This window comes from Rhodanobacter sp. A1T4, assembly GCF_014207185.1.
Classification (GTDB): domain Bacteria; phylum Pseudomonadota; class Gammaproteobacteria; order Xanthomonadales; family Rhodanobacteraceae; genus Rhodanobacter.
In genome coordinates this window covers 34,096-51,850 of record NZ_JACHCP010000001.1, presented here as the reverse complement: position 1 = coordinate 51,850, position 17,755 = coordinate 34,096, and the positions used below count along the sequence as shown (strand labels likewise).

Genomic DNA, 17,755 nt, shown 5'->3' with positions numbered 1-17,755 from the left:
TGCCTCTTGCGTCGTGTTGCATCAAGTCGTGTTACACCAACTTATCTTTTGGGGCCCTGCCGATGAATCAGCAAGCGTGCGATCTCGTCACCAGCGGCAAGCGCCTCGTCCTCTGAAGCATAGGTGCGATCATTTTCCTCCTCCGGCCCGATGCCAGGTACGGTAACGACGATCGAGATACCACGCTCGTGCAGGGAGGTTTCCACGGTATATGCGATGCCGTCCACAATCCGTTCGTGCGTCTGGGGCGTGGAACCTGTCATGGGAAATACCTTGGCCAAAGGGATAGCTAAAGTGGCCTCGGTCAAGTGAAGAACGCATGACAGTCCACGCCGGGCACATCGCCGAAGGCCGGCTGGTGCGGGTAATCGAGCCCTGGTGCTCCACCTTGCCCGATTACTACCTCTATCACCCCAGCCGCCGACAGACTCCGCGGCGCTTTCAGCCTTTATTGAGGCGCTGCGGTCGAGACTGCGTCAGCAGGAATCACGCGGTACCAACACATTGCCAACGTCACGCAAACCCCGGGAAAAGGCCATTCGATGAATATCGATTTCCACTACGGTGTGATCTATCTCGTCAGTCGACTCGCCGGGCTCGAGAAGCCGGATGCCGAAACCGTCGCGCATTGTTGCCAGTACGTGGATGACGCGACGGTCACCGGCATGCTGGAGTTCGTCGGCGGCGAGAGCTACGAACGCTTTGCCAGCGCGCACAAGATGTTCGATTACATGAATATCAGCGACACCAGCGACAAGCGGATCTGGGCGCCGTTTCACTTCCTGCCGGCTGGCGAAGGCAGCACGCTGGAAGACAAGTCCATCTGCAAACCCGACAGTGCGATCGCACGCGACATGGTCGCGCACGCCATCGAAAATCGCCAAGCGGAGAACGCCCTGCATCGATTGGGTGTGACCCTGCACGTCTACGTTGATACATGGGCGCACCAGAATTTCACCGGCACCATCAGCGACCACAACGTAGTGAAGTCGCTCACCAGCGACGACTACTCGCATGAAACCTGGCTTGGAAAACTGCGGCAGTTCGTCGACGATATCGTGCACACCACGCAATCGAATTTTCTCGATTTCGTGGTCAAGCTTGGCCACGGCGCCGCGCTGCACTTTCCTGACCAGCCATGGGCCAAGTGGCAGTACGAGAACGGCCATGGCCTGACCTTCCAGCGTGACAATCTGCCCATCTTCATGGAGGCGGCGGATATGGCGTATCGCGCCATCAAGGGATTTCGCCACGGCAATACCGCGTTTGCGCAGGAGGAAGGATTGCCGGAAGAAACCAAGGCTGCGCTCGCGTCACTGCTTGCATCCAATCGCAACGATGATCCCAGCGTGCGACTGGATGCGCTGATCAAGGCACTGACCAGCGGCCAGGTACCGGGCTTCGCCGAAACGGTTAAACCGTATATCGGCAAGGGCCCTGATTCCTGGAAGGACAAAGCCACCGGCATCATCGACGGCAACGCCGATGGCGACAAAAAGCCCGTGTGGTCAGAAGCTTTCGAGCAATCCGACTATCGAAAATTCCACGACGCCATCAAGGAACATCGCTTCGTGGTGACGCAGATCATCCTGCCGAAGCATGGAGTGCGGCTGGCTTGAAGCACCTTTTGTCAGACGCTTCACATGGTGCTTGCATGTCACGGTACATCCACCGGTTCCTCACCCGCTGGACATCGACGATGCCATCGTAGGTTGGGATGAGCGGCACGCGAATCCCAACATCACGCTCCGACAGCGTTGGGATTCGCTGATGCTCATCCCAACCTACGCATTACTGTTCTTTTGCACAGCCATTCCAACGCGGCGATGCAACGACCGGGATGCCAGCAGACCATCAACTCGCGGGCTAACGCCGTCACAAAGCAACTTTGCCTGGCGATTGCGCCTCATCATGCATCGCCGCAGATTTCACCATCGGACATCGCGATGCCATCGTAGGTTGGGACGAGCGGCACGCGAATCCCAACAGCGCGCTCCGACGACGTTGAATAGACGGCCATTCGGGGGTCGTCCGCTGGCACCGTCTTCGAACAAGCTTGCTTAGATAAACATGCCACCCGAAGCTTCGATGCGCTGGGCATTGATCCAGCCATTGGCTGGAAGCAACAGCAAGGCGATCAAGCCGCCGATGTCATCCGGCAAGCCGGTACGGCCAAGCGCCGTCTGCGATGCGATCATCTTTTTGATTTCGGGATTGTCGCGAACGGCACCGTCTCTGAAGTCGGTCTCGATCGCGCCCGGTGCCACGGTATTCACGGCTATCCAGCGCGCACCCAGTTCCTTGGCCTGATAGCGCGTGAGCACCTCGACAGCACCCTTCACCGCAGCGTATGCCGACGAGCCTGGCAAGGTGAAGCGCGCCAGCCCGCTGGAGATATTGACGATGCGGCCGCCATCGGCGATCAGCGGCAGCAGCTTCTGGGTAAGAAAGAACACGCCCTTGAAGTGGACGTTCACCAACTCGTCAAACTCCGCCTCGGTGGTTTCGGCGATGCTGGCGTGCAGCCCTGTGCCCGCGTTGTTGACCAGAAAATCGAAGCTGTCGCGCCGCCAGGTTTTGCTCAACGCCTCGCGAACCTGCGCGGCAAAGTCGTCAAAGCTGGCGCTCTTGCCCACGTCCAGCGGCAGGGCCACGGCCCTGCGGCCCAGCTTTTCGATAGCGGCCACCACGGCCGCTGCTTCTTTCTGACCGCTGCGATAGGTCAGGATGACGTCCGTACCCTGCTCGGCCAGCTTCATCGCGGTGTTCTGGCCCAGGCCGCGGCTGCCGCCGGTAATGATGGCGATGGATGGATTGCTCATGAATGGCTCCTTGAATGGTGGGACTGATTCGGCAGACCCACTCTATTGGTCGACTAGTGATGGATAAATCGTCGATATATGATTTGTATGTTCATAAAAATCGACCAATTAGCCGCTCGCCAGACCGGACCGCACCACCATGAACCAGCTCGATGCCATGCAGATCTTCATTCGGGTAGCCGAACTGGCCAGCTTTACCCGCGCCGCCGATAGCCTCGGCATTCCAAAAGCCAGCGCATCGACCGCTGTGCAGCAGTTGGAGGCCACGCTCGGTGCGCGGCTGCTGCATCGGACCACCCGCAAGGTGCAGATGACGCACGATGGTCAGGCGTTCTACGAGCGCAGCAAGGATCTGCTCACCGACATCGATGAATTGCAGGCGATGTTTCAGCAAGGCGAGCAATCGTTGCGCGGACGGCTACGTGTGGACATGTCCAGCGGCGTCGCGCGGATTTTCGTTCTGCCGCGGCTACCGGAATTCATTCAGGCGCATCCGCTGATCGAGCTGGAGCTGAGCAGTACGGATCGACTGGTGGATCTGGTACGCGAAGGCTTCGACTGTGTTTTGCGCGTCGGCCCATTGGTCGACAGCAGCCTGGTCGCACGAACACTTGGCGTATTCCGGATCATCAACTGCGCCAGCCCGGCCTACCTCAAACGCCACGGCACGCCGAAGACGCTCGACGATCTGGCGAGACATCAGCTTATCCACTACGTATCCACCCTGGGTGCGCGCTCTCCAGGCTGGGAATATCCCGACGGTACAGGCTATGCCAGCCTGCCGATGACCGGCAGCATCACCGTCAATAACAGCGACTCCTATACCGCCGCATGCGTTGCGGGGCTGGGGCTGATCCAGGGCCCCGCGGCCGGCCTGCAGCCTCTGATCGACGCCGGTCAGCTGGTGGAAGTCATGCCGGATTGCCGCGCCGAACCGATGTCGGTATCGCTGCTTTATGCCAACCGCCGCAACCTGCCCCGACGCGTGCAGGCGTTCATGACCTGGATAACGCAGGTGTTGACGCCGCACCTGGATCCGGTGGCATAGCGAACATTGCCGACGCAGCCGGCATAATGACGGGATGCCATGCAGCGATCTCGTGACCCTATGCATATCGGTATCGATTTCGGCACCAGCTACTCGGCTGCCGCCGCCATCATCGACGGCGAACTGAAGCTTGTACGCTTCGGCAACGCCGAGCAGTTTCGTACCGCGGTATTTTTCCCGGAACTGGTTCCCGACCCCAGCGACTTCACGCTGACGCCGGCGCTCGACGCGCAGGTAGAAAATCAATTGCGTCTGGCCAGACAACAGCAACGTCAGCTCACCGCCGCGACCAGCGCACGCGGACAGGCACCGGTGTCGCGCAGCGAGAGCGAACTGCGCAGTGAAGCGCTGCGCGTGGTGCGTCGACAATGGATGGAAGAGCAGACGCGCAACGCCACCGCATCGGTCGCCAGCTTTCAGCATGCGCTGTTCGGTGAGGCCGCGGTGGAAGGCTATCTGGAGAGCGGCGGCGGCAACCTGATCGAATCGCCCAAGTCGATGTTCGGTTACAGGCTCGACCCACAGGTGCGCAAGGTCATTGTGCATATCGCCACGCACATCATCGAACACATTCGCCTCACCGCCAGCCAACAATTCGGCACGCCCGTGCGCGGTGCAGTCATCGGACGACCAGTGGAATTTCGTAGCTCGATGGGCGCCCAAGGTTCACTGCAGGCGATCGAGATTCTGCGCGAAGCGGCGGCGGCCGCCGGCTTCGACAGCGTGAGCTTTCTGGAAGAACCCGCGGCCGCAGCGATGCATTATCACAAGAGTCTGGCGGATCGGCAGTACGCGCTGGTGGTCGATATCGGCGGCGGCACCACCGACGTGGCGCATGCGCAACTAGGCGGCGGCGAAGCGCCGCACATCGCGCGCAGCTGGGGCCTGCCCAAGGGCGGCACCGATCTCGACGTCAACGTGAGCCTGCACAGCTTCATGCCGCAACTGGGCAAGGACATCATCAGCATGCCGGCGCACCGCTACGTCGACGCCGCCAGTGTGCACAACCTGCCCAAGCAGCGCGAGTTTCGCCAGCAGGACTATCGCCTTGTCGACGAGCCCTACGGTTCACGCCTGCGCGCGCTGCAGGAGGCCGGTGCCACCACACGACTCAACCAGGTCGCCGAGCGCAGCAAGATCACTCTGAGCGCATCTCCACACTATCGCGCCGAACTGGATTTCATCGAACCCGGCCTGGCGGTGGAACTCCGCAACGCGGATTTCCATGCCGCCATCGATACCTTCCTCAACCAGATGGAACGCACGCTGGACACCGTACGCAGCAATCTCGATGAACTCCCTGCCAGTGTCTTCATCACTGGGGGCACGTCGCGCTCACCACAGATCCGCGAACGCGTGCAAGCCTGCTTTCCAGAGATACCGCTGGTACAGGGCGACCCCTCACTGGGTGTGGTATCGGGGCTGGCGGTGGCAGCGGATGAGGCTGATCGTTGAACAAGGTTGCTGCGCTTGGCGTGGTTTTGCCACTCAGGAAACCGTACGCGATGACTACGCAGGCCATAAGTTCCGCCGAAACATATCAGACCGGCGAATTTTCTTACTTTCGCTCACGCTCCATTAACGAACCATCGAGTACATTAACCCCATGTCGTGAGACATCGCTCCCACCGCGTGGCTAAGGCTCCCCTCCTCTGCCACGCAACTAGATGGAACCCCCCGAACCCGCAGACTCCCCTCTGCGGGTTTTTTTATGTTCGTAATACAGTGCCTTACGGAAGGACAGGCGTAGCGGACATCACGGTTTGCTTGACGCAGCAAGCGATATCGCCGGCCAGGTGACGGAAAACCTCGATCTGCAAACGTGAAAAGGCCAGCCACTGTCAGGTGACTGGCCTGGAAACGACGGATCGGGAATTTATGGCGCGCAAATCGGCGTTGCGCCTCAAAGGCTATGCGGGCTTCAAGCTATTCGACGATCACATGGGCTGCACTGGCCGCCGCCGTATCCACGTGGCTCCGGCGGATAAACAGCGCAACAATCAACGCACAGATGACCAGCGCGAACGACCACATGAACGTGTGACCGAACGCGGCGCCCAGCGCCGGAACCACCTGGCCAGGCGCGCCTGCGGGAACGCCGTGACCAACATGCAAGGTCGCACTTTGACCTGCCGGCATGGCCACAGCCAGCTGATGCGACAGCACCACTGCCAGCAGCGCGGTGCCGATCGATCCGCCGACCCGCTGCAGCACATTGAGCCCAGCGGTGACACGCGCCACCGCATGCCGCTCGATCGAGGAGAGCGCGGCACTCATCGCCGGCATCATGGTGGAACCCATGCCCAGGCCCATCACAAACAGTGTCAGCTCGACCTGCAACAAGGTCGTGGTGTCCGAGATCTGGCTGAGGCTCAACATGCCCAGCGCCACCAGCGACAGACCCACCACTACGATGCGACGGGCACCGAGCTTGTCGGTCAGACGCGAGGCAATCGGCATCGAGATCATCGCGCCAATACCTTGCGCGGCCAGCAGCAGACCCGCATGCAGCGCCGAGTCGCCGCGCACCACCTGAAAATACAGCGGCATCAACAGCGCCACACCGAAGAACGCCGTACAGAACAGAAAGACCGTGAGCGCCGGCGCACCAACAGCCCGTTGCGCGAACATCTTCACGTCGATCAGCGCACCGTTCCGGACACGCGCATGCAGCACGAAGGCGATCACCAGCGCCAGCCCGAGCAGCACCGCACCACCACCGCCCACGGAATCCAGGCCCGCACCGGCAGCGGTCTCCGCCAACCCGTAAACGAAGATCGCCAGACCCGGCGACAGCATCAGCAGCCCGGGCCAATCCAGCGAATGATGCGGCTTGGGCTCGTCGCGCTCGAACACACGCTGCGCGGCGAACAGCGCAATCGCACCGATCGGCAGGTTGACGAAAAAGATCCAGCGCCAAGACACATCGTCCACTAACCAACCGCCGAGAATCGGTCCGATGATCGGCGCCAGCAGCATCGGCACACCGACGATGCCCATGACTCGACCCATCCGCTTCGGGCCGGCGGCGTGGGTCAATATCGTCATGCCGGCGGGCATGATCATGCCGCCACCCAGGCCCTGCAGCACGCGGAAAACGATCAGCGAGCCGGCCGACCAGGCCGCGCCGGACAGCGCCGAGCCCAGCAGGAACATGCCGATCGAGGCCATGTACAGGCGCTTGGTGCCAAAGCGATCGGCTGCCCAGCCGGTGAGCGGAATCACCGTGGCCAGCGCGAGCATGTAGCCGGTCGAAATCCACTGCATCGTCGCCAGCGGCGCAGTGAAGCTTTTCGACAATTCCTTGATGGCGACATTGACGATCGTCGTATCGAGGATCGACATGAAGGTGCCGAGAATGACCACCGCCGCAATACGCAGCAGGCGCGGATCGAGCGTGGCCTCGACAGGGGCTTTTGATGGGGACATGGGAGAACTCACTTCGATACTTTGGAAGGCGTGACGGCGCACGATGGAGCTGCGTGAATTCCGCCAGGGAGAGGAAGGTGCAGGGAGGTAAGCGCGCCCAGCGTGGCGACAGCAGCATCGAGCGCGGCGCGCTCGGCGCCATCGAGCTTGGCCACGAACGACTCGACCGCGCGGCGACGCGCCTGGCCGATCTGCACGATCGCTTTGCGCCCGGACTCGGTCAACCCGATGCGCTTGATGCGTCGGTCGCTCTCGTCCTCGCGCCGCGACAGCAGGCCAGTACGAACCACGATGTCCACTGCACGCCCAGTGGCGGCCATGGATAGCCCCACGTGTTCGGCCAACTCATTGACGGCCATGTCGCACCCGGCATGCTCAAGCACGAACAACATCCGCAGCTGGGTCATCGTGAACTCGAAGTCGGCCGTTGCCGACATCACTTCGACCTGACTGCCCTTGATCAGCGGCATGATGGCGGCGATAAGACGATGAGCAAGGGAATCGTCGGTGGATTTTAATATACGCATAAACACAACTATATCCTGAAACGCAATAGTTGCATAGACGCAAATATATCCACGCTCAGCCTACGGTGGCCATGCGCTTGCGGGAAAGACAGAAATGCCGCGAGAAAAGCCAAAGGGCCAGCTCGCGCTGACTCCGTTTACGGCCTACCTTTCTCGCTAAGCCATCCCCCGCCACGTACCGCCGGGGTTGAAGGCGTTTATCGAGGTATTGAAGGAGCTCGGTTAATCACAAGGAGTCTGGACGTCTATTCAATCAACCGCCAGCACACGCTTCAACGGACGACTCAGCGCAATGGCGAGCACGCCACCTACCGCCGCGATGCTGGCGTGCATGGTCCAGAAACCGGCAGGTGTCATGCGCTCGTAAAAACCACCCAGCCATCCGATGATGAAATTGCTGATGAACAGTGTAAGAAAAACGGCGCCCATCAAGGTCGCCTTGATCGTTGCGGGCGCAGCACGCGATACCAGCGCCAGCAGGGTTGGCCAGTAGTAGAGAAAACTGATGCCAAGCAAGGCGTCGTAGATCACCGGTACCAACACTGGCGTACGCACGCTAAGCACGCATGACACCGCCAGCAGCGCATTTGCCGCCGTCGCCAGCCACGCACCAGTCGCGATTTTCCCCAAGTCATCTGGCTCGCTGCCGCGCGCGGCTTGATAACGCCACAGCGCGAACAACACCGGCACGAAAACTATGCTGGCCAGTGGATCGATCGAGTTGAACCAGGCGACAGGCACATGGAAGCCGAGAAAATTCAGATCGACGCTACGGCTAATCCATACCAGCGCCAGATTGGTGTTTTGGTAGTAGCTCACGGACTGAAAAATGGTAATGGCCGCCACCGCTGCCAGCGCGCCGACCGTCCGCCATTCGTGGCCGGTCAACTTGGTTTTTGCACGCGCTCCGGCGCGCGGCCGATCCTTCGGTAAATAGCGGAAGCCGGCGATATAGGTGAACAAGCCGATCAGCATGAGCATGCCAGCCAGTCCGAAGCCTGCATGCCAACCGTAAAGCTGCGCCAACAATCCACAAAGCAACGGCCCGACGACTGCGCCGACATTGATGCCGATAGAGAAAATCGCAAACGCACGCGTGCGCCCTTCACCATCGGTTTCGGCATACAGCTCGCCAACCTGAGTCGAGATGTTGCCTTTGAGCAAACCGCAGCCAACGATGAGCAACAGCAACGCCAGCAAGAACGACACATCGAATGCCATCGCCAGCTGGCCTGCACTCATCATCATTGCGCCGATCATCACTGCTGCCCGTCGACCGAGCCAGCGATCGGCCACCCAGCCACCCAGTACCGGCGTGAAATACACAAAGCCGGTGTACAACCCCATGATCTGCGAGGCTAAACCCAGCGTTGTCATGGGGCCGAATACCGACTCCATCCCCGCACGAAAAGCTAAAAAGCCGGCAATACCCTCCACATGTCCCGGCAACAACAAAGCCTGGCTCATGTAGAGCACCAAGATCGACGTCATGCCGTAATACGAAAAGCGCTCCCATGCTTCGGTAAAACTGAGAAAAGCCAGCGCCATCGGCTCGCCGAAGAAGGTGCGCGGGGAAGCAGCGGTCTTTGTATTCATGAAGCCCTTGATAAAACAGATCGAGATAAAGCGATTATTTGCACAAGCCGCTGACGTCGTCGCCCTTTTATTTCCGCTGGCAGGTAAAACCGACGCATTGAGAGACCCGACACGTCCCTCCTGAATGCTTGCTTCAACCATCTATCAGGCCAGAATCTCCAGGCAGAAATCAATAAAGCTGCGGACCTTGGCTGCCGGATGGTGTCGCGATGGATAGAACGCGTACAGCGGAAAACGCTCGTCAGCCCAGTCCGGCAGCACCTGTACCAGCTTTTTCCTGGCCAGGTGATCCTGCACCACACCGATCGCCATCATTTGCGCCAGGCCGCCGCCGGCGATGCAGACGCTCATCAAGGTTCCCGCATCGCTCACCAGCAGCGGACCATGCGTGGTCACCGGCACTACCTTGCGGCCCTTGTGAAACTCCCAGTCGAATGGCCGGCGCGTCTGCGAGTCGCGAAACTGGATGCAAGTATGGCTGGCAATATCCGCAGGCGTGCTGGGGTGACCGTGCTTTTTCAGATACGCCGGCGACGCCACCGTGATGATGCGCGTCTCCAGCAGCTGTCTCGCCACCAACGAGGAAGATGACGGAAAACCAAAACGCACCGCTACATCAACGCCTTCGCCAATCATGTCGCCCAGATCGTCGCGTGTGATCAGCTCAATCTCCAGATCCGGATGGCGCGCCATGAACTCGGGCAGCCTCGGCGCCAGCACATGGCGCGAAAAAAGCGGATCCACGTTGACCCGCAAACGGCCACGCACCGATAGCGAGGCACCGCCAGCATGCGATGCCGCCTCCTCAATGCCCACCAGCAGCGGCCGCACTTCCGCGTAGAAACGTTCACCCTCGTCGGTAAGCGTGATTGAGCGCGTCGTTCGATGCAGCAAACGAATGCCCAGGCGTGCCTCCATCCGACTGATCGCTCGGCTCACGCCCGACGCCGTGAGACCCAGGGCATCCGCTGCACGGGCAAAGTTACCCGACTCCACCACCGCCGCCAGCACGCTCAGGTTGGCGAGCATTTTTCCATCGAAGGCCATTGCGTTCACTCATGACTTTGAGTCATCAAAGATCTGAAAAAAATGATCTTCAGTCAACCCACCAAGATGGCTAACCTTGAGTCCGCATCCGAGAGACCGGCCTGAACGGCTCGTTTGTCGCCACTGAAATCCATCAATGAGAAGCCATGCATGAACACACCAACCAAGCCTGTCGCCCTTATCGTTGGCGCCTCGCGCGGTCTCGGCCTGGCCATGGTCGCGGAATACGCCAGCCGCGGCTGGCAGGTGATCGCCACGGTACGTGGCGAAGCGAGTACGCCTTTGCACGACCTGGCCAAGCATGCGCACGGACTTATCGAAATCGAACGCATGGAGATCACCGACCCGAAGCAGATCACCGCTCTGCGTCAGCGTCTTTCCGAGCGCCACATCGATCTGTTGTTCGTCAACGCCGGCGTCGCCACACGCGATACGGAAGTCAGCGCGCTGGACGTTTCCGACGCGGAGTTTATCCAGGTAATGACTACCAACGTGCTGGCACCGTTGCGCGTGCTGGAGGCTTTTGAAAGTCTGGTGCCGAACACCGGCGCGCTGGGTGTGATGTCCTCCGGACTTGGCAGCGTGGCGGACAACGAGCACGGCGGCTGGTCGATCTATCGCTCCAGCAAGGCCGCGCTCAATCAGCTGATGCGCAGCTTTGCGGCCGCACGCGCCGGTGATCCACGCGCAATGCTGCTGATCTGCCCCGGCTGGGTGCGCACTGACATGGGCGGCAGCGAAGCCGACCTCTCCATCGACGAGAGCATTCCATGCGTGGTCGACACCATCACCAACGCCACCGGCACACCGGGGCTGCGCTATCTGGATTACCGCGGCCACACCGTGCACTGGTAGGTCGCCTTCGTACGCAAAGCAACCGGGTTTACACCATCCGCTCTTAACTCTTCATCACAAGGAATATCATCATGTACGCCATCACGGGAATCACCGGCCAGGTCGGTAGCGCTGTCGCCGACAACTTGCTTGCCCAGGGACACCAGGTACGCGCCGTCGTGCGCAATCCGGAAAAGGCCGAAACGTGGAAAGCGCGCGGCTGCGAGATAGCCCTCGCTGACGTCAACGATGTCGCCGCACTCACTCATGCCTTTCACGATGTAGACGGCGTGTTCGTGCTGATGCCACCCGTGTTCGATCCCAGCCCCGGCTTTCCCGAAGCCAAGGCTATATTGGCATCACTGCATGGCGCACTCGCAGCAGCCCATCCGCCACGCATCGTTTGCCTTTCCACCATCGGCGCCCAGGCCACCCAACCCAACCTGCTCAACCTGCTTGGCATCATGGAAACGTGTCTTGCCGAGTTGCCGTCGCCGGTGACCTTTCTACGCGCTGGCTGGTTTATGGAAAACGCATTGTGGGATGTGCCGGCTGCACGCGACGAAGGCGTGCTGCGCAGCTTCCTGCAGCCACTCGACAAACCATTCCCGATGATCGCCACGAAGGACATCGGTGCCATCGCCGCCGAACTGCTTCAGGAAACATGGAGTGGCACGCGTATCGTCGAACTGGAAGGCCAGCGGCGGATCACGCCCAACGCACTGGCCGCAGCCTTCACCAAGGCACTCGGTCATGCGGTGAAAGCTGAAATCGTTCCGCGCGACACCTGGATCGACCTGTTCAAGCACCAGGGCATGAAGAACCCCACGCCGCGCGCACAGATGATCGACGGCTTCAATGAAGGCTGGATCCGCTTCGAATCCGATGACGCGCACGTACGCAAAGGCTCGACCTCACTCGATACCGTGATCGCTGAGCTGGTCGCTCGCCACTGATTCACCGCTTCGTCAGCATCAGTAGAGAGTCAAGGCAAAAGTCACTCCATCTATCTATCGCCTCAACGTCGACCACACGCCGTTATTACCTCGGAGGTAATTGAGCAGATTCCTGGCGTGGCTAGCATGGTCATCACCCCAATCAAGGAGATACCCATGTCCCTGTTCACTCTTCCCACGATCGATACCGCCCCGGAAGCCTCGCGCCCCACGATGCAGGCGCTGAGGGAGAACTTCGGCTTTCTGCCCAACGTGCTGGCAACGATGGGCGCCAACCCGGTGCTGCTCAATGGCTTCGCCGGCGCATTCGGTGCCTACCATGGCGGCGGTTTTGATGAATGCGAGCGGCAGGTGCTGCTGCTGACGAATGCCGTGACACTGCGGTGTCCATGGACGATTGCCGCACACTCCACCTTTGCGCTCGAAGACGGCTTAACCGTGCAGGAAGTCGACGACCTGCGCGCGGGCCGGCTGCCCGCCAATCCTCGCTATGCGGCGCTCTCGCGGCTGGCCCGGCTCATCCTTGAAAAACACGGTGTGATCAGCGACAGAGAAATCACTGCCTTTACCGCCGCCGGGTTTGTGAAGGAACAGGTCTTCGAAGTGATTCTGAGTGTCGGCCTGTCCACCATGACTGCCGCCACCACTAACCTGGCCCGAACGCCGATCGAGGATCACTTCATGGCTCAGGTCCCATCGGCTGCCTGATAGTCCGCCGAGCTCTACCGATCGCCCCACGTCCTACGACGTGGGGCGTTTCGGCCTCGCAATCACGAACGGCGCCAACCCGCGTAAGCTCACCTCAAATAATCGGCGAGCCAGCATCTATGCCATCGGCGTCATCAAAATAAATGGACGTCCATAGGATCGAATCAGCACGAGAACATCCCGCCAGTCCGGCGTTCTAATCGATTCAACTATTCAGGCACCCCCGCCATGCCTCAGACACGCACCAAGAACGAAAACGGAACCGGGCCCGGCGATCTTCTGCGCTACTGGCGTGACGTGCGCGGCAGGAGTCAGCTCGATCTATCGCTGGATACCGGCATATCACAGCGGCATCTGAGCTTTATCGAAAGCGGCCGCAGCGTTCCCAGCCGACAGGCCTTGATGGATCTAGCCGAGGCGCTGGATGTGCCGCTACGTGATCGCAACGCACTGCTGCTCGCCTCAGGCTATGCACCACTGTATTCAGAAGCGCCATGGGACGCCGCAGAGATGCGGAGCGTGAAACGGGCGCTCGAGCGCATGCTGCGCCAGCACGAGCCCTATCCGGCCATGGTGATGGATCGGTATTGGAACGTGCCGATGACCAACACGGCTTCGCCGCAATTCTTCGGACACTTCATTGACATCGCCTCGCGCCCACAGCCGCGCAACATGCTGCACATGATGTTTGATCCCGATGGCCTGCGGCCCTTCATCGCCAACTGGGAAAGTGTTGCGCGCAGCCTGATCCAGCGCGTTCATCGCGAGTCCGTCGGACATGTCGTGGACAGCGAGACCGACAGGCTATTGAACGATCTGCTCGCTTATCCGGGCATTGATGCCAAATGGAAAAATGCCGGTGCAAACAGCATCACACCGGCGCTCCCCGTGATCCCGATCAACTTTGTCAGCAACGGCCAGGTGCTCAGCTTCTTCTCCATGGTCACCACAGTCGGCACACCGCAAACGGTGGCCGCGCAGGAGCTGCGCATTGAATGCTTGTTCCCTGCCGACGATGAGACCGAAGAACGGTATGCACAATTGATGGAAAATCAGTGCTGTGATAAGTGACAAAGGGAAACAGTTCTTCTCATATCAAACCCTAGTCGCGAACTGACGGCCCTACCCGTTTCAGGCCGAAGTGCCGCCAAGCTGGGCGGATTCCCAGAACTTGAGCAGCAGTGCCAGGCCAGCTGACCGGGCTTGCTGCGAGTGCAGCGTAGGCAATGCCATCTCCCAAATTTCATTGCTGAGAGCTTGCAAGGTGGTCAGGGGAGCTTTGGTAAACGCCATGTGCCAGCGCGTAAATTGCCGGGTGTCCACCGGCTGGTTCAGCAGCTCGACCAGATGATGATGCAGGGGAGACTTCTTGATCCGCTCGTAAACGATGGCTACGGCGGAAGGAGGCCCCTCGAAATATTGAAAAAACGCACCCTCATGCTTAAGCAGCACGCCGGTGACCTGCACTTTTTCGTTGAAAGCGCGTGCTTCGATAAGCAAGCTTTCAAGGTCTCGGGAACTCATAGGACGAGTTGTTTTACTTGAATATGCAACAGCTGCTAGATCGCCCATTCACGCACCCTAACACTTTGGTTCGGCACCAACCGCAGTGGGTCTGTTTCAGTGCAGACGCTCCAGCCGTTGTCTCGGGACTCTTGCTGCCACATCCAAAACACGCGATCACGGTGACTATGTCTGGAAATCTACTGGCTGCCCAAGCCAGCCAGAACGCAATAATCTGCCGAGTGCTCCTCTCGTCTGCGATCATTCGAGGGTAAATATGTCCGTCGATCGAATCCGGTATTGGCCCCATCGTTTGGCGCTGATCCGTCCAAAAGCTCTCTAGCGGCGAAGCCTCACCGCGATGTCGTAGGCGCTATTGATTTCTTTCGAGCGCGCCTCGGCCAGCTGGCGAATATCGTCGCCGAGCTTGGCCACCTTGTCAGGATGGTATTGACTGATCTGAACCCTGTAGGCGTGGTCGATTTCTTCCAGGCTGGCGGATTCGGCGACACCCAATGTCTGATACCACGCGGGTGCGGATGAAGAGGACGGTGCGCTACTCCAGGCCGAGTCGTACGAACGATCACGCTGATCATTCGTGCCAGGATCGTCATTGGATGACCGAGGCGACTGTTTGTTCTTGTCCCCGTTGCCCGGCGAGAGCATCAAGCTCATGAGCTTGTAGCCAGCCACCAATCCGGCAACGATGATAACGATCTGGGTAATGGTCACGACATGCCGTCCTCGAAACGTTTGAGATAAGCGAGCAGCGCGTTACTGGCCTCGGTGCCGGGTTCCAGAAACCCCAGACTTGCCTCGATACGTTGGCGCAGTATCCCGGACAGCACGACGTTCTCTGCCGGGGATAGCCTCGACAACGCCACGCTGCGCAAGCTGGGCAGCTCCTGCCGCAGATTGATCTTTCTGACCATGTTGATTGCGAACGGCGCGCAGAGCAGTGCGTCGAACGCCAACGCCACCACGGCTTTGCCCGACAGGCTCAATGCCTTGCGAGCGCGCCAGACTTGCCAAAGCATCGCCGCGATCGTCAGATAGGTAAGTATCAGCCAACCCAGCAGCAACACATCCGTGCCAACCCATAGCGCGCATGGAAGGGCCACGAAGAACAAACCCAGCAGCGCACAGGTCCACGGTGCGATGACTGCCAGCGCGAGCCTGACGCGCCTGCCCCTCGTGCGTAGCGCACCGCTAGTCATCGGTTCGTCAGCCGCCCAGCTCAGGCGAACAAGTGCGCGATGCGGACACAGCGGGTTCGGCAAAAACAAATGTCTGCCGCGAAATTCCATGACCGAACCACCGGAGACGAGGTAACCGGTTCGCCTCGTCTCCAGCACGATCTCGTTGTGGAACAGCAGCAGCGCAGAGTCATACAGGTACAGCACCGCAATGCCAGCCATCAACAGCCAATGATCGTGCAGCGTCATTCGCTAGTTCTTTTTCTTGAAAAGGGATTTGAACCAGGCGCTCGCCGCGACCAAACCAGCCAGCACAAATTTCCATGCGGCCACCAGGAAACCACCGATGACGGTGAACAAGCCTTTCTTCGCGGCAACCGCAACAGCACCACCGGTAATCAGTGCTGCCAGGCCATACGCCGCAACGTGATCGCCAGGCTGATATTCGGCATAGGTTTCACCGGGTGCAAACTGAAAACCCGACACCCTTCGCTTGAAGTCTTCGATGGCCATGTCGAGCTTGTCCGGCGAGGTGGCCAAGACTACGTCCATCACGCCATGACGCCCTAGCAACCGAGCGTTGTAGTTCGCCACCTTATCGTGTGTGCTTTCGTTCTCGCCCAGAATCGACCACGTCAGCGACTTCAGCTGTGTGTCGTATTCAGGCTTGGCACTCCAGCCAAGGATGTTCATCTCACCCCAGCCGCGCGAGCGTCGCTCCTTGTTGGCCGCTTCAGTGCCAGTACGGATGTTCGCCAGGATGGCGTCGGCATCGATCTTTTCATCGTCCTTGATGTACCCGGTGTCCTCGTACGAAAAATAGGCCACCCACCCTTCGGTGCGGTTCGCGAAGATGTACTCATCCTTGTCGCCATTGGGGTTCTGCGTAATCTCGTTGAACGCCCGGGCACCACTGGCATCCAGAAACATGTAGCCCTCGGGCACCTGCAGCGAGGCATTACTACCAAGCTTCACGGTGATGGGGCCCTTCTGCCACGGCAACTTGGAAATCGGGCTGCCCTGAGCCACTGCAGACATCCCCACGCACACCAACAGCAGTGCGATCAACACTGAAAATAGCTTCTTCATTTCCATCCCCTGATACTTGCTGATAGTTCTCGGCGCGTGAGACGCGCCTCGCTTGTCCGTAAGTCACTAACTGACCGAAACCACGTTCCATCTACCACGAGTACAAACCGTACCCCGCGCAACAATAGCTGGCGCCCGACAAGTGATCCATAGCTGGCAAGTTTTGCACCGACAAGGATTGGCCATTGCTCGAACTTCAAACCGATGCGGCGGGACATTTCTGCGCCGATGAAATCGGCCATGTGTTGACGATTTCCACCCTATCGCTGGACGAGTCGATGTGCCGCGAACGGGCCGCATAGCTAATGGCGCATCGATCACGTTGCTGATCGCGCAGGCTACCTCGCCCACATCCGCCTCGGCGGGCTCGAGCGTGGCCAGCTCTTTCAGACTCTGCTCAAGGGATCGGCATATGAGCCGTGTCGTATTCAGCTGCACGTGCTACATCGGCCTGCGAGCCGGAATACGCGTAATGGCGGGTGCCTTGGTGAAGGTGATCGCACGAGGATCGTGGTTTCGATACCCCAGCGAGTGAGTTCGCTGAGGTATCTGCTGCCGTACGCAATGGCAAGTGTCGAGCTGCTGGATGAAACAAAGGCGCCGCGAATAAGCGCAGCCCGATATCCGCTCTTCAAAGCCGTCGAGCGCAAGGATCAACTATCTCTGCGCTGCCCCAGTTATTTGCGGCGCGCCGTTGCGCAGCGTGCCGCCGTTATGCAAGCCATCGCGAACAGCTTACTGATCCGATTTCAACTGGCCACCGCTGGCCCATAGCTCACGGGAAACTTCGCTGATCAGGATTTCCACGCTTTCGACCGGGCAGCCCAGCGTTTCGCAGGTCGTTTTGGTCACTTCGCGGACAAAGGCACGTTTTTGATCGAGCGTGCGGCCGGGGTGCATTTCAAGGTGCAGGGTTGGCATGGGATATCTCCAGGTTCACGACGTCTCAGGGATGAGATCACTCGGTGAGCAGCAGTTTCATTGCGCGCCTGCATTTGAT

At 59.6% G+C, this 17,755-nt stretch carries 18 protein-coding genes; 7 read left to right on the top strand and 11 right to left on the bottom strand.

Annotation, left to right across the window (positions count from 1 at the left end):
• Positions 1 to 41 precede the first annotated feature (41 nt).
• A complete protein-coding gene (locus HDE80_RS00265) occupies positions 42 to 263 on the bottom strand; it encodes a hypothetical protein (protein WP_184666782.1) in 222 nt (73 codons plus the stop codon).
• Between the two features lie 279 nt (positions 264 to 542).
• On the opposite strand from HDE80_RS00265, the gene HDE80_RS00260 reads away from it, so the two are divergent.
• Positions 543 to 1,619, top strand: a complete 1,077-nt coding sequence (locus HDE80_RS00260; protein ID WP_184666780.1) for a DUF6765 family protein — start codon at positions 543 to 545, stop codon at positions 1,617 to 1,619.
• Positions 1,620 to 2,060: 441 nt separating this feature from the next.
• Here HDE80_RS00260 and HDE80_RS00255 read toward each other — a convergent pair whose 3' ends face one another.
• Complete coding sequence (locus HDE80_RS00255) at positions 2,061 to 2,822, bottom strand: SDR family oxidoreductase (RefSeq protein WP_184666777.1); 762 nt, start codon at positions 2,820 to 2,822, stop codon at positions 2,061 to 2,063.
• A gap of 139 nt (positions 2,823 to 2,961) precedes the next feature.
• Here HDE80_RS00255 and HDE80_RS00250 point away from each other — a divergent pair, with 139 nt between their 5' ends.
• Complete coding sequence (locus HDE80_RS00250; RefSeq protein WP_184666775.1) at positions 2,962 to 3,870, top strand: LysR family transcriptional regulator; 909 nt, start codon at positions 2,962 to 2,964, stop codon at positions 3,868 to 3,870.
• 60 nt (positions 3,871 to 3,930) lie between these two features.
• Positions 3,931 to 5,325 carry an Hsp70 family protein gene (locus HDE80_RS00245; RefSeq protein ID WP_184667721.1) on the top strand — a complete coding sequence of 465 codons (1,395 nt, stop codon included), beginning with the start codon at positions 3,931 to 3,933 and terminating at the stop codon, positions 5,323 to 5,325.
• 471 nt (positions 5,326 to 5,796) lie between these two features.
• On the opposite strand, the gene HDE80_RS00240 is transcribed toward HDE80_RS00245, so the two are convergent.
• The 4 genes from HDE80_RS00240 to HDE80_RS00225 form a co-directional block, all read right to left on the bottom strand.
• Positions 5,797 to 7,299, bottom strand: coding sequence for a DHA2 family efflux MFS transporter permease subunit (locus tag HDE80_RS00240; protein WP_184666773.1), 1,503 nt, complete (start codon positions 7,297 to 7,299; stop codon positions 5,797 to 5,799).
• Positions 7,300 to 7,307: 8 nt separating this feature from the next.
• Positions 7,308 to 7,826, bottom strand: a complete 519-nt coding sequence (locus HDE80_RS00235) for a MarR family transcriptional regulator (protein ID WP_221437369.1) — start codon at positions 7,824 to 7,826, stop codon at positions 7,308 to 7,310.
• A gap of 249 nt (positions 7,827 to 8,075) precedes the next feature.
• Positions 8,076 to 9,422, bottom strand: coding sequence for a peptide MFS transporter (locus HDE80_RS00230; protein WP_184666771.1), 1,347 nt, complete (start codon positions 9,420 to 9,422; stop codon positions 8,076 to 8,078).
• Positions 9,423 to 9,566: 144 nt separating this feature from the next.
• The gene (locus HDE80_RS00225) at positions 9,567 to 10,469 is read right to left on the bottom strand and encodes a LysR family transcriptional regulator (RefSeq protein ID WP_184666769.1); all 903 of its coding nucleotides are present in this window, start codon (positions 10,467 to 10,469) and stop codon (positions 9,567 to 9,569) included.
• A gap of 150 nt (positions 10,470 to 10,619) precedes the next feature.
• On the opposite strand from HDE80_RS00225, the gene HDE80_RS00220 reads away from it, so the two are divergent.
• From HDE80_RS00220 to HDE80_RS00205, 4 genes are all read left to right on the top strand, one after another.
• On the top strand, positions 10,620 to 11,324 hold the full coding sequence (locus tag HDE80_RS00220) for an SDR family NAD(P)-dependent oxidoreductase (RefSeq protein WP_184666768.1): 705 nt from the start codon (positions 10,620 to 10,622) through the stop codon (positions 11,322 to 11,324).
• A gap of 71 nt (positions 11,325 to 11,395) precedes the next feature.
• Positions 11,396 to 12,259 carry an NmrA family NAD(P)-binding protein gene (locus HDE80_RS00215; protein ID WP_184666766.1) on the top strand — a complete coding sequence of 288 codons (864 nt, stop codon included), beginning with the start codon at positions 11,396 to 11,398 and terminating at the stop codon, positions 12,257 to 12,259.
• Positions 12,260 to 12,415: 156 nt separating this feature from the next.
• Positions 12,416 to 12,967 carry a carboxymuconolactone decarboxylase family protein gene (locus HDE80_RS00210; RefSeq protein WP_184666764.1) on the top strand — a complete coding sequence of 184 codons (552 nt, stop codon included), beginning with the start codon at positions 12,416 to 12,418 and terminating at the stop codon, positions 12,965 to 12,967.
• Positions 12,968 to 13,195: 228 nt separating this feature from the next.
• Positions 13,196 to 14,038, top strand: a complete 843-nt coding sequence (locus HDE80_RS00205; protein WP_184666762.1) for a helix-turn-helix transcriptional regulator — start codon at positions 13,196 to 13,198, stop codon at positions 14,036 to 14,038.
• Positions 14,039 to 14,098: 60 nt separating this feature from the next.
• Here the strand turns inward: HDE80_RS00205 and HDE80_RS00200 are convergent, their stop codons facing one another.
• From HDE80_RS00200 to HDE80_RS00180, 5 genes are all read right to left on the bottom strand, one after another.
• Positions 14,099 to 14,539, bottom strand: coding sequence for a BLUF domain-containing protein (locus HDE80_RS00200; RefSeq protein WP_184666760.1), 441 nt, complete (start codon positions 14,537 to 14,539; stop codon positions 14,099 to 14,101).
• A gap of 270 nt (positions 14,540 to 14,809) precedes the next feature.
• Positions 14,810 to 15,202: a DnaJ domain-containing protein gene (locus HDE80_RS00195; protein WP_184601732.1), complete on the bottom strand. Its 393-nt coding sequence runs from the start codon at positions 15,200 to 15,202 to the stop codon at positions 14,810 to 14,812.
• Positions 15,199 to 15,915, bottom strand: a complete 717-nt coding sequence (locus HDE80_RS00190; protein WP_184666758.1) for a hypothetical protein — start codon at positions 15,913 to 15,915, stop codon at positions 15,199 to 15,201. The genes HDE80_RS00195 and HDE80_RS00190 overlap by 4 nt, the downstream gene beginning before the upstream one ends.
• Before the next feature lie 3 nt (positions 15,916 to 15,918).
• Positions 15,919 to 16,755, bottom strand: coding sequence for a DUF2167 domain-containing protein (locus tag HDE80_RS00185; RefSeq protein ID WP_184666756.1), 837 nt, complete (start codon positions 16,753 to 16,755; stop codon positions 15,919 to 15,921).
• A gap of 735 nt (positions 16,756 to 17,490) precedes the next feature.
• A complete protein-coding gene (locus HDE80_RS00180; protein ID WP_184601729.1) occupies positions 17,491 to 17,676 on the bottom strand; it encodes a 4-oxalocrotonate tautomerase in 186 nt (61 codons plus the stop codon).
• Positions 17,677 to 17,755 lie beyond the last annotated feature (79 nt).

Bases quoted from the DNA above. Each gene is read 5' to 3' on its own strand.
- HDE80_RS00265 (WP_184666782.1), bottom strand. From the start codon at position 263: ATGACAGGTTCCACGCCCCAGACGCACGAACGGATTGTGGACGGCATC.
- HDE80_RS00260 (WP_184666780.1), top strand. From the start codon at position 543: ATGAATATCGATTTCCACTACGGTGTGATCTATCTCGTCAGTCGACTC.
- HDE80_RS00255 (WP_184666777.1), bottom strand. From the start codon at position 2,822: ATGAGCAATCCATCCATCGCCATCATTACCGGCGGCAGCCGCGGCCTG.
- HDE80_RS00250 (WP_184666775.1), top strand. From the start codon at position 2,962: ATGAACCAGCTCGATGCCATGCAGATCTTCATTCGGGTAGCCGAACTG.
- HDE80_RS00245 (WP_184667721.1), top strand. From the start codon at position 3,931: ATGCATATCGGTATCGATTTCGGCACCAGCTACTCGGCTGCCGCCGCC.
- HDE80_RS00240 (WP_184666773.1), bottom strand. From the start codon at position 7,299: ATGTCCCCATCAAAAGCCCCTGTCGAGGCCACGCTCGATCCGCGCCTG.
- HDE80_RS00235 (WP_221437369.1), bottom strand. From the start codon at position 7,826: ATGCGTATATTAAAATCCACCGACGATTCCCTTGCTCATCGTCTTATC.
- HDE80_RS00230 (WP_184666771.1), bottom strand. From the start codon at position 9,422: ATGAATACAAAGACCGCTGCTTCCCCGCGCACCTTCTTCGGCGAGCCG.
- HDE80_RS00225 (WP_184666769.1), bottom strand. From the start codon at position 10,469: ATGGCCTTCGATGGAAAAATGCTCGCCAACCTGAGCGTGCTGGCGGCG.
- HDE80_RS00220 (WP_184666768.1), top strand. From the start codon at position 10,620: ATGAACACACCAACCAAGCCTGTCGCCCTTATCGTTGGCGCCTCGCGC.
- HDE80_RS00215 (WP_184666766.1), top strand. From the start codon at position 11,396: ATGTACGCCATCACGGGAATCACCGGCCAGGTCGGTAGCGCTGTCGCC.
- HDE80_RS00210 (WP_184666764.1), top strand. From the start codon at position 12,416: ATGTCCCTGTTCACTCTTCCCACGATCGATACCGCCCCGGAAGCCTCG.
- HDE80_RS00205 (WP_184666762.1), top strand. From the start codon at position 13,196: ATGCCTCAGACACGCACCAAGAACGAAAACGGAACCGGGCCCGGCGAT.
- HDE80_RS00200 (WP_184666760.1), bottom strand. From the start codon at position 14,539: ATGGGCGATCTAGCAGCTGTTGCATATTCAAGTAAAACAACTCGTCCT.
- HDE80_RS00190 (WP_184666758.1), bottom strand. From the start codon at position 15,915: ATGACGCTGCACGATCATTGGCTGTTGATGGCTGGCATTGCGGTGCTG.
- HDE80_RS00185 (WP_184666756.1), bottom strand. From the start codon at position 16,755: ATGAAGAAGCTATTTTCAGTGTTGATCGCACTGCTGTTGGTGTGCGTG.
- HDE80_RS00180 (WP_184601729.1), bottom strand. From the start codon at position 17,676: ATGCCAACCCTGCACCTTGAAATGCACCCCGGCCGCACGCTCGATCAA.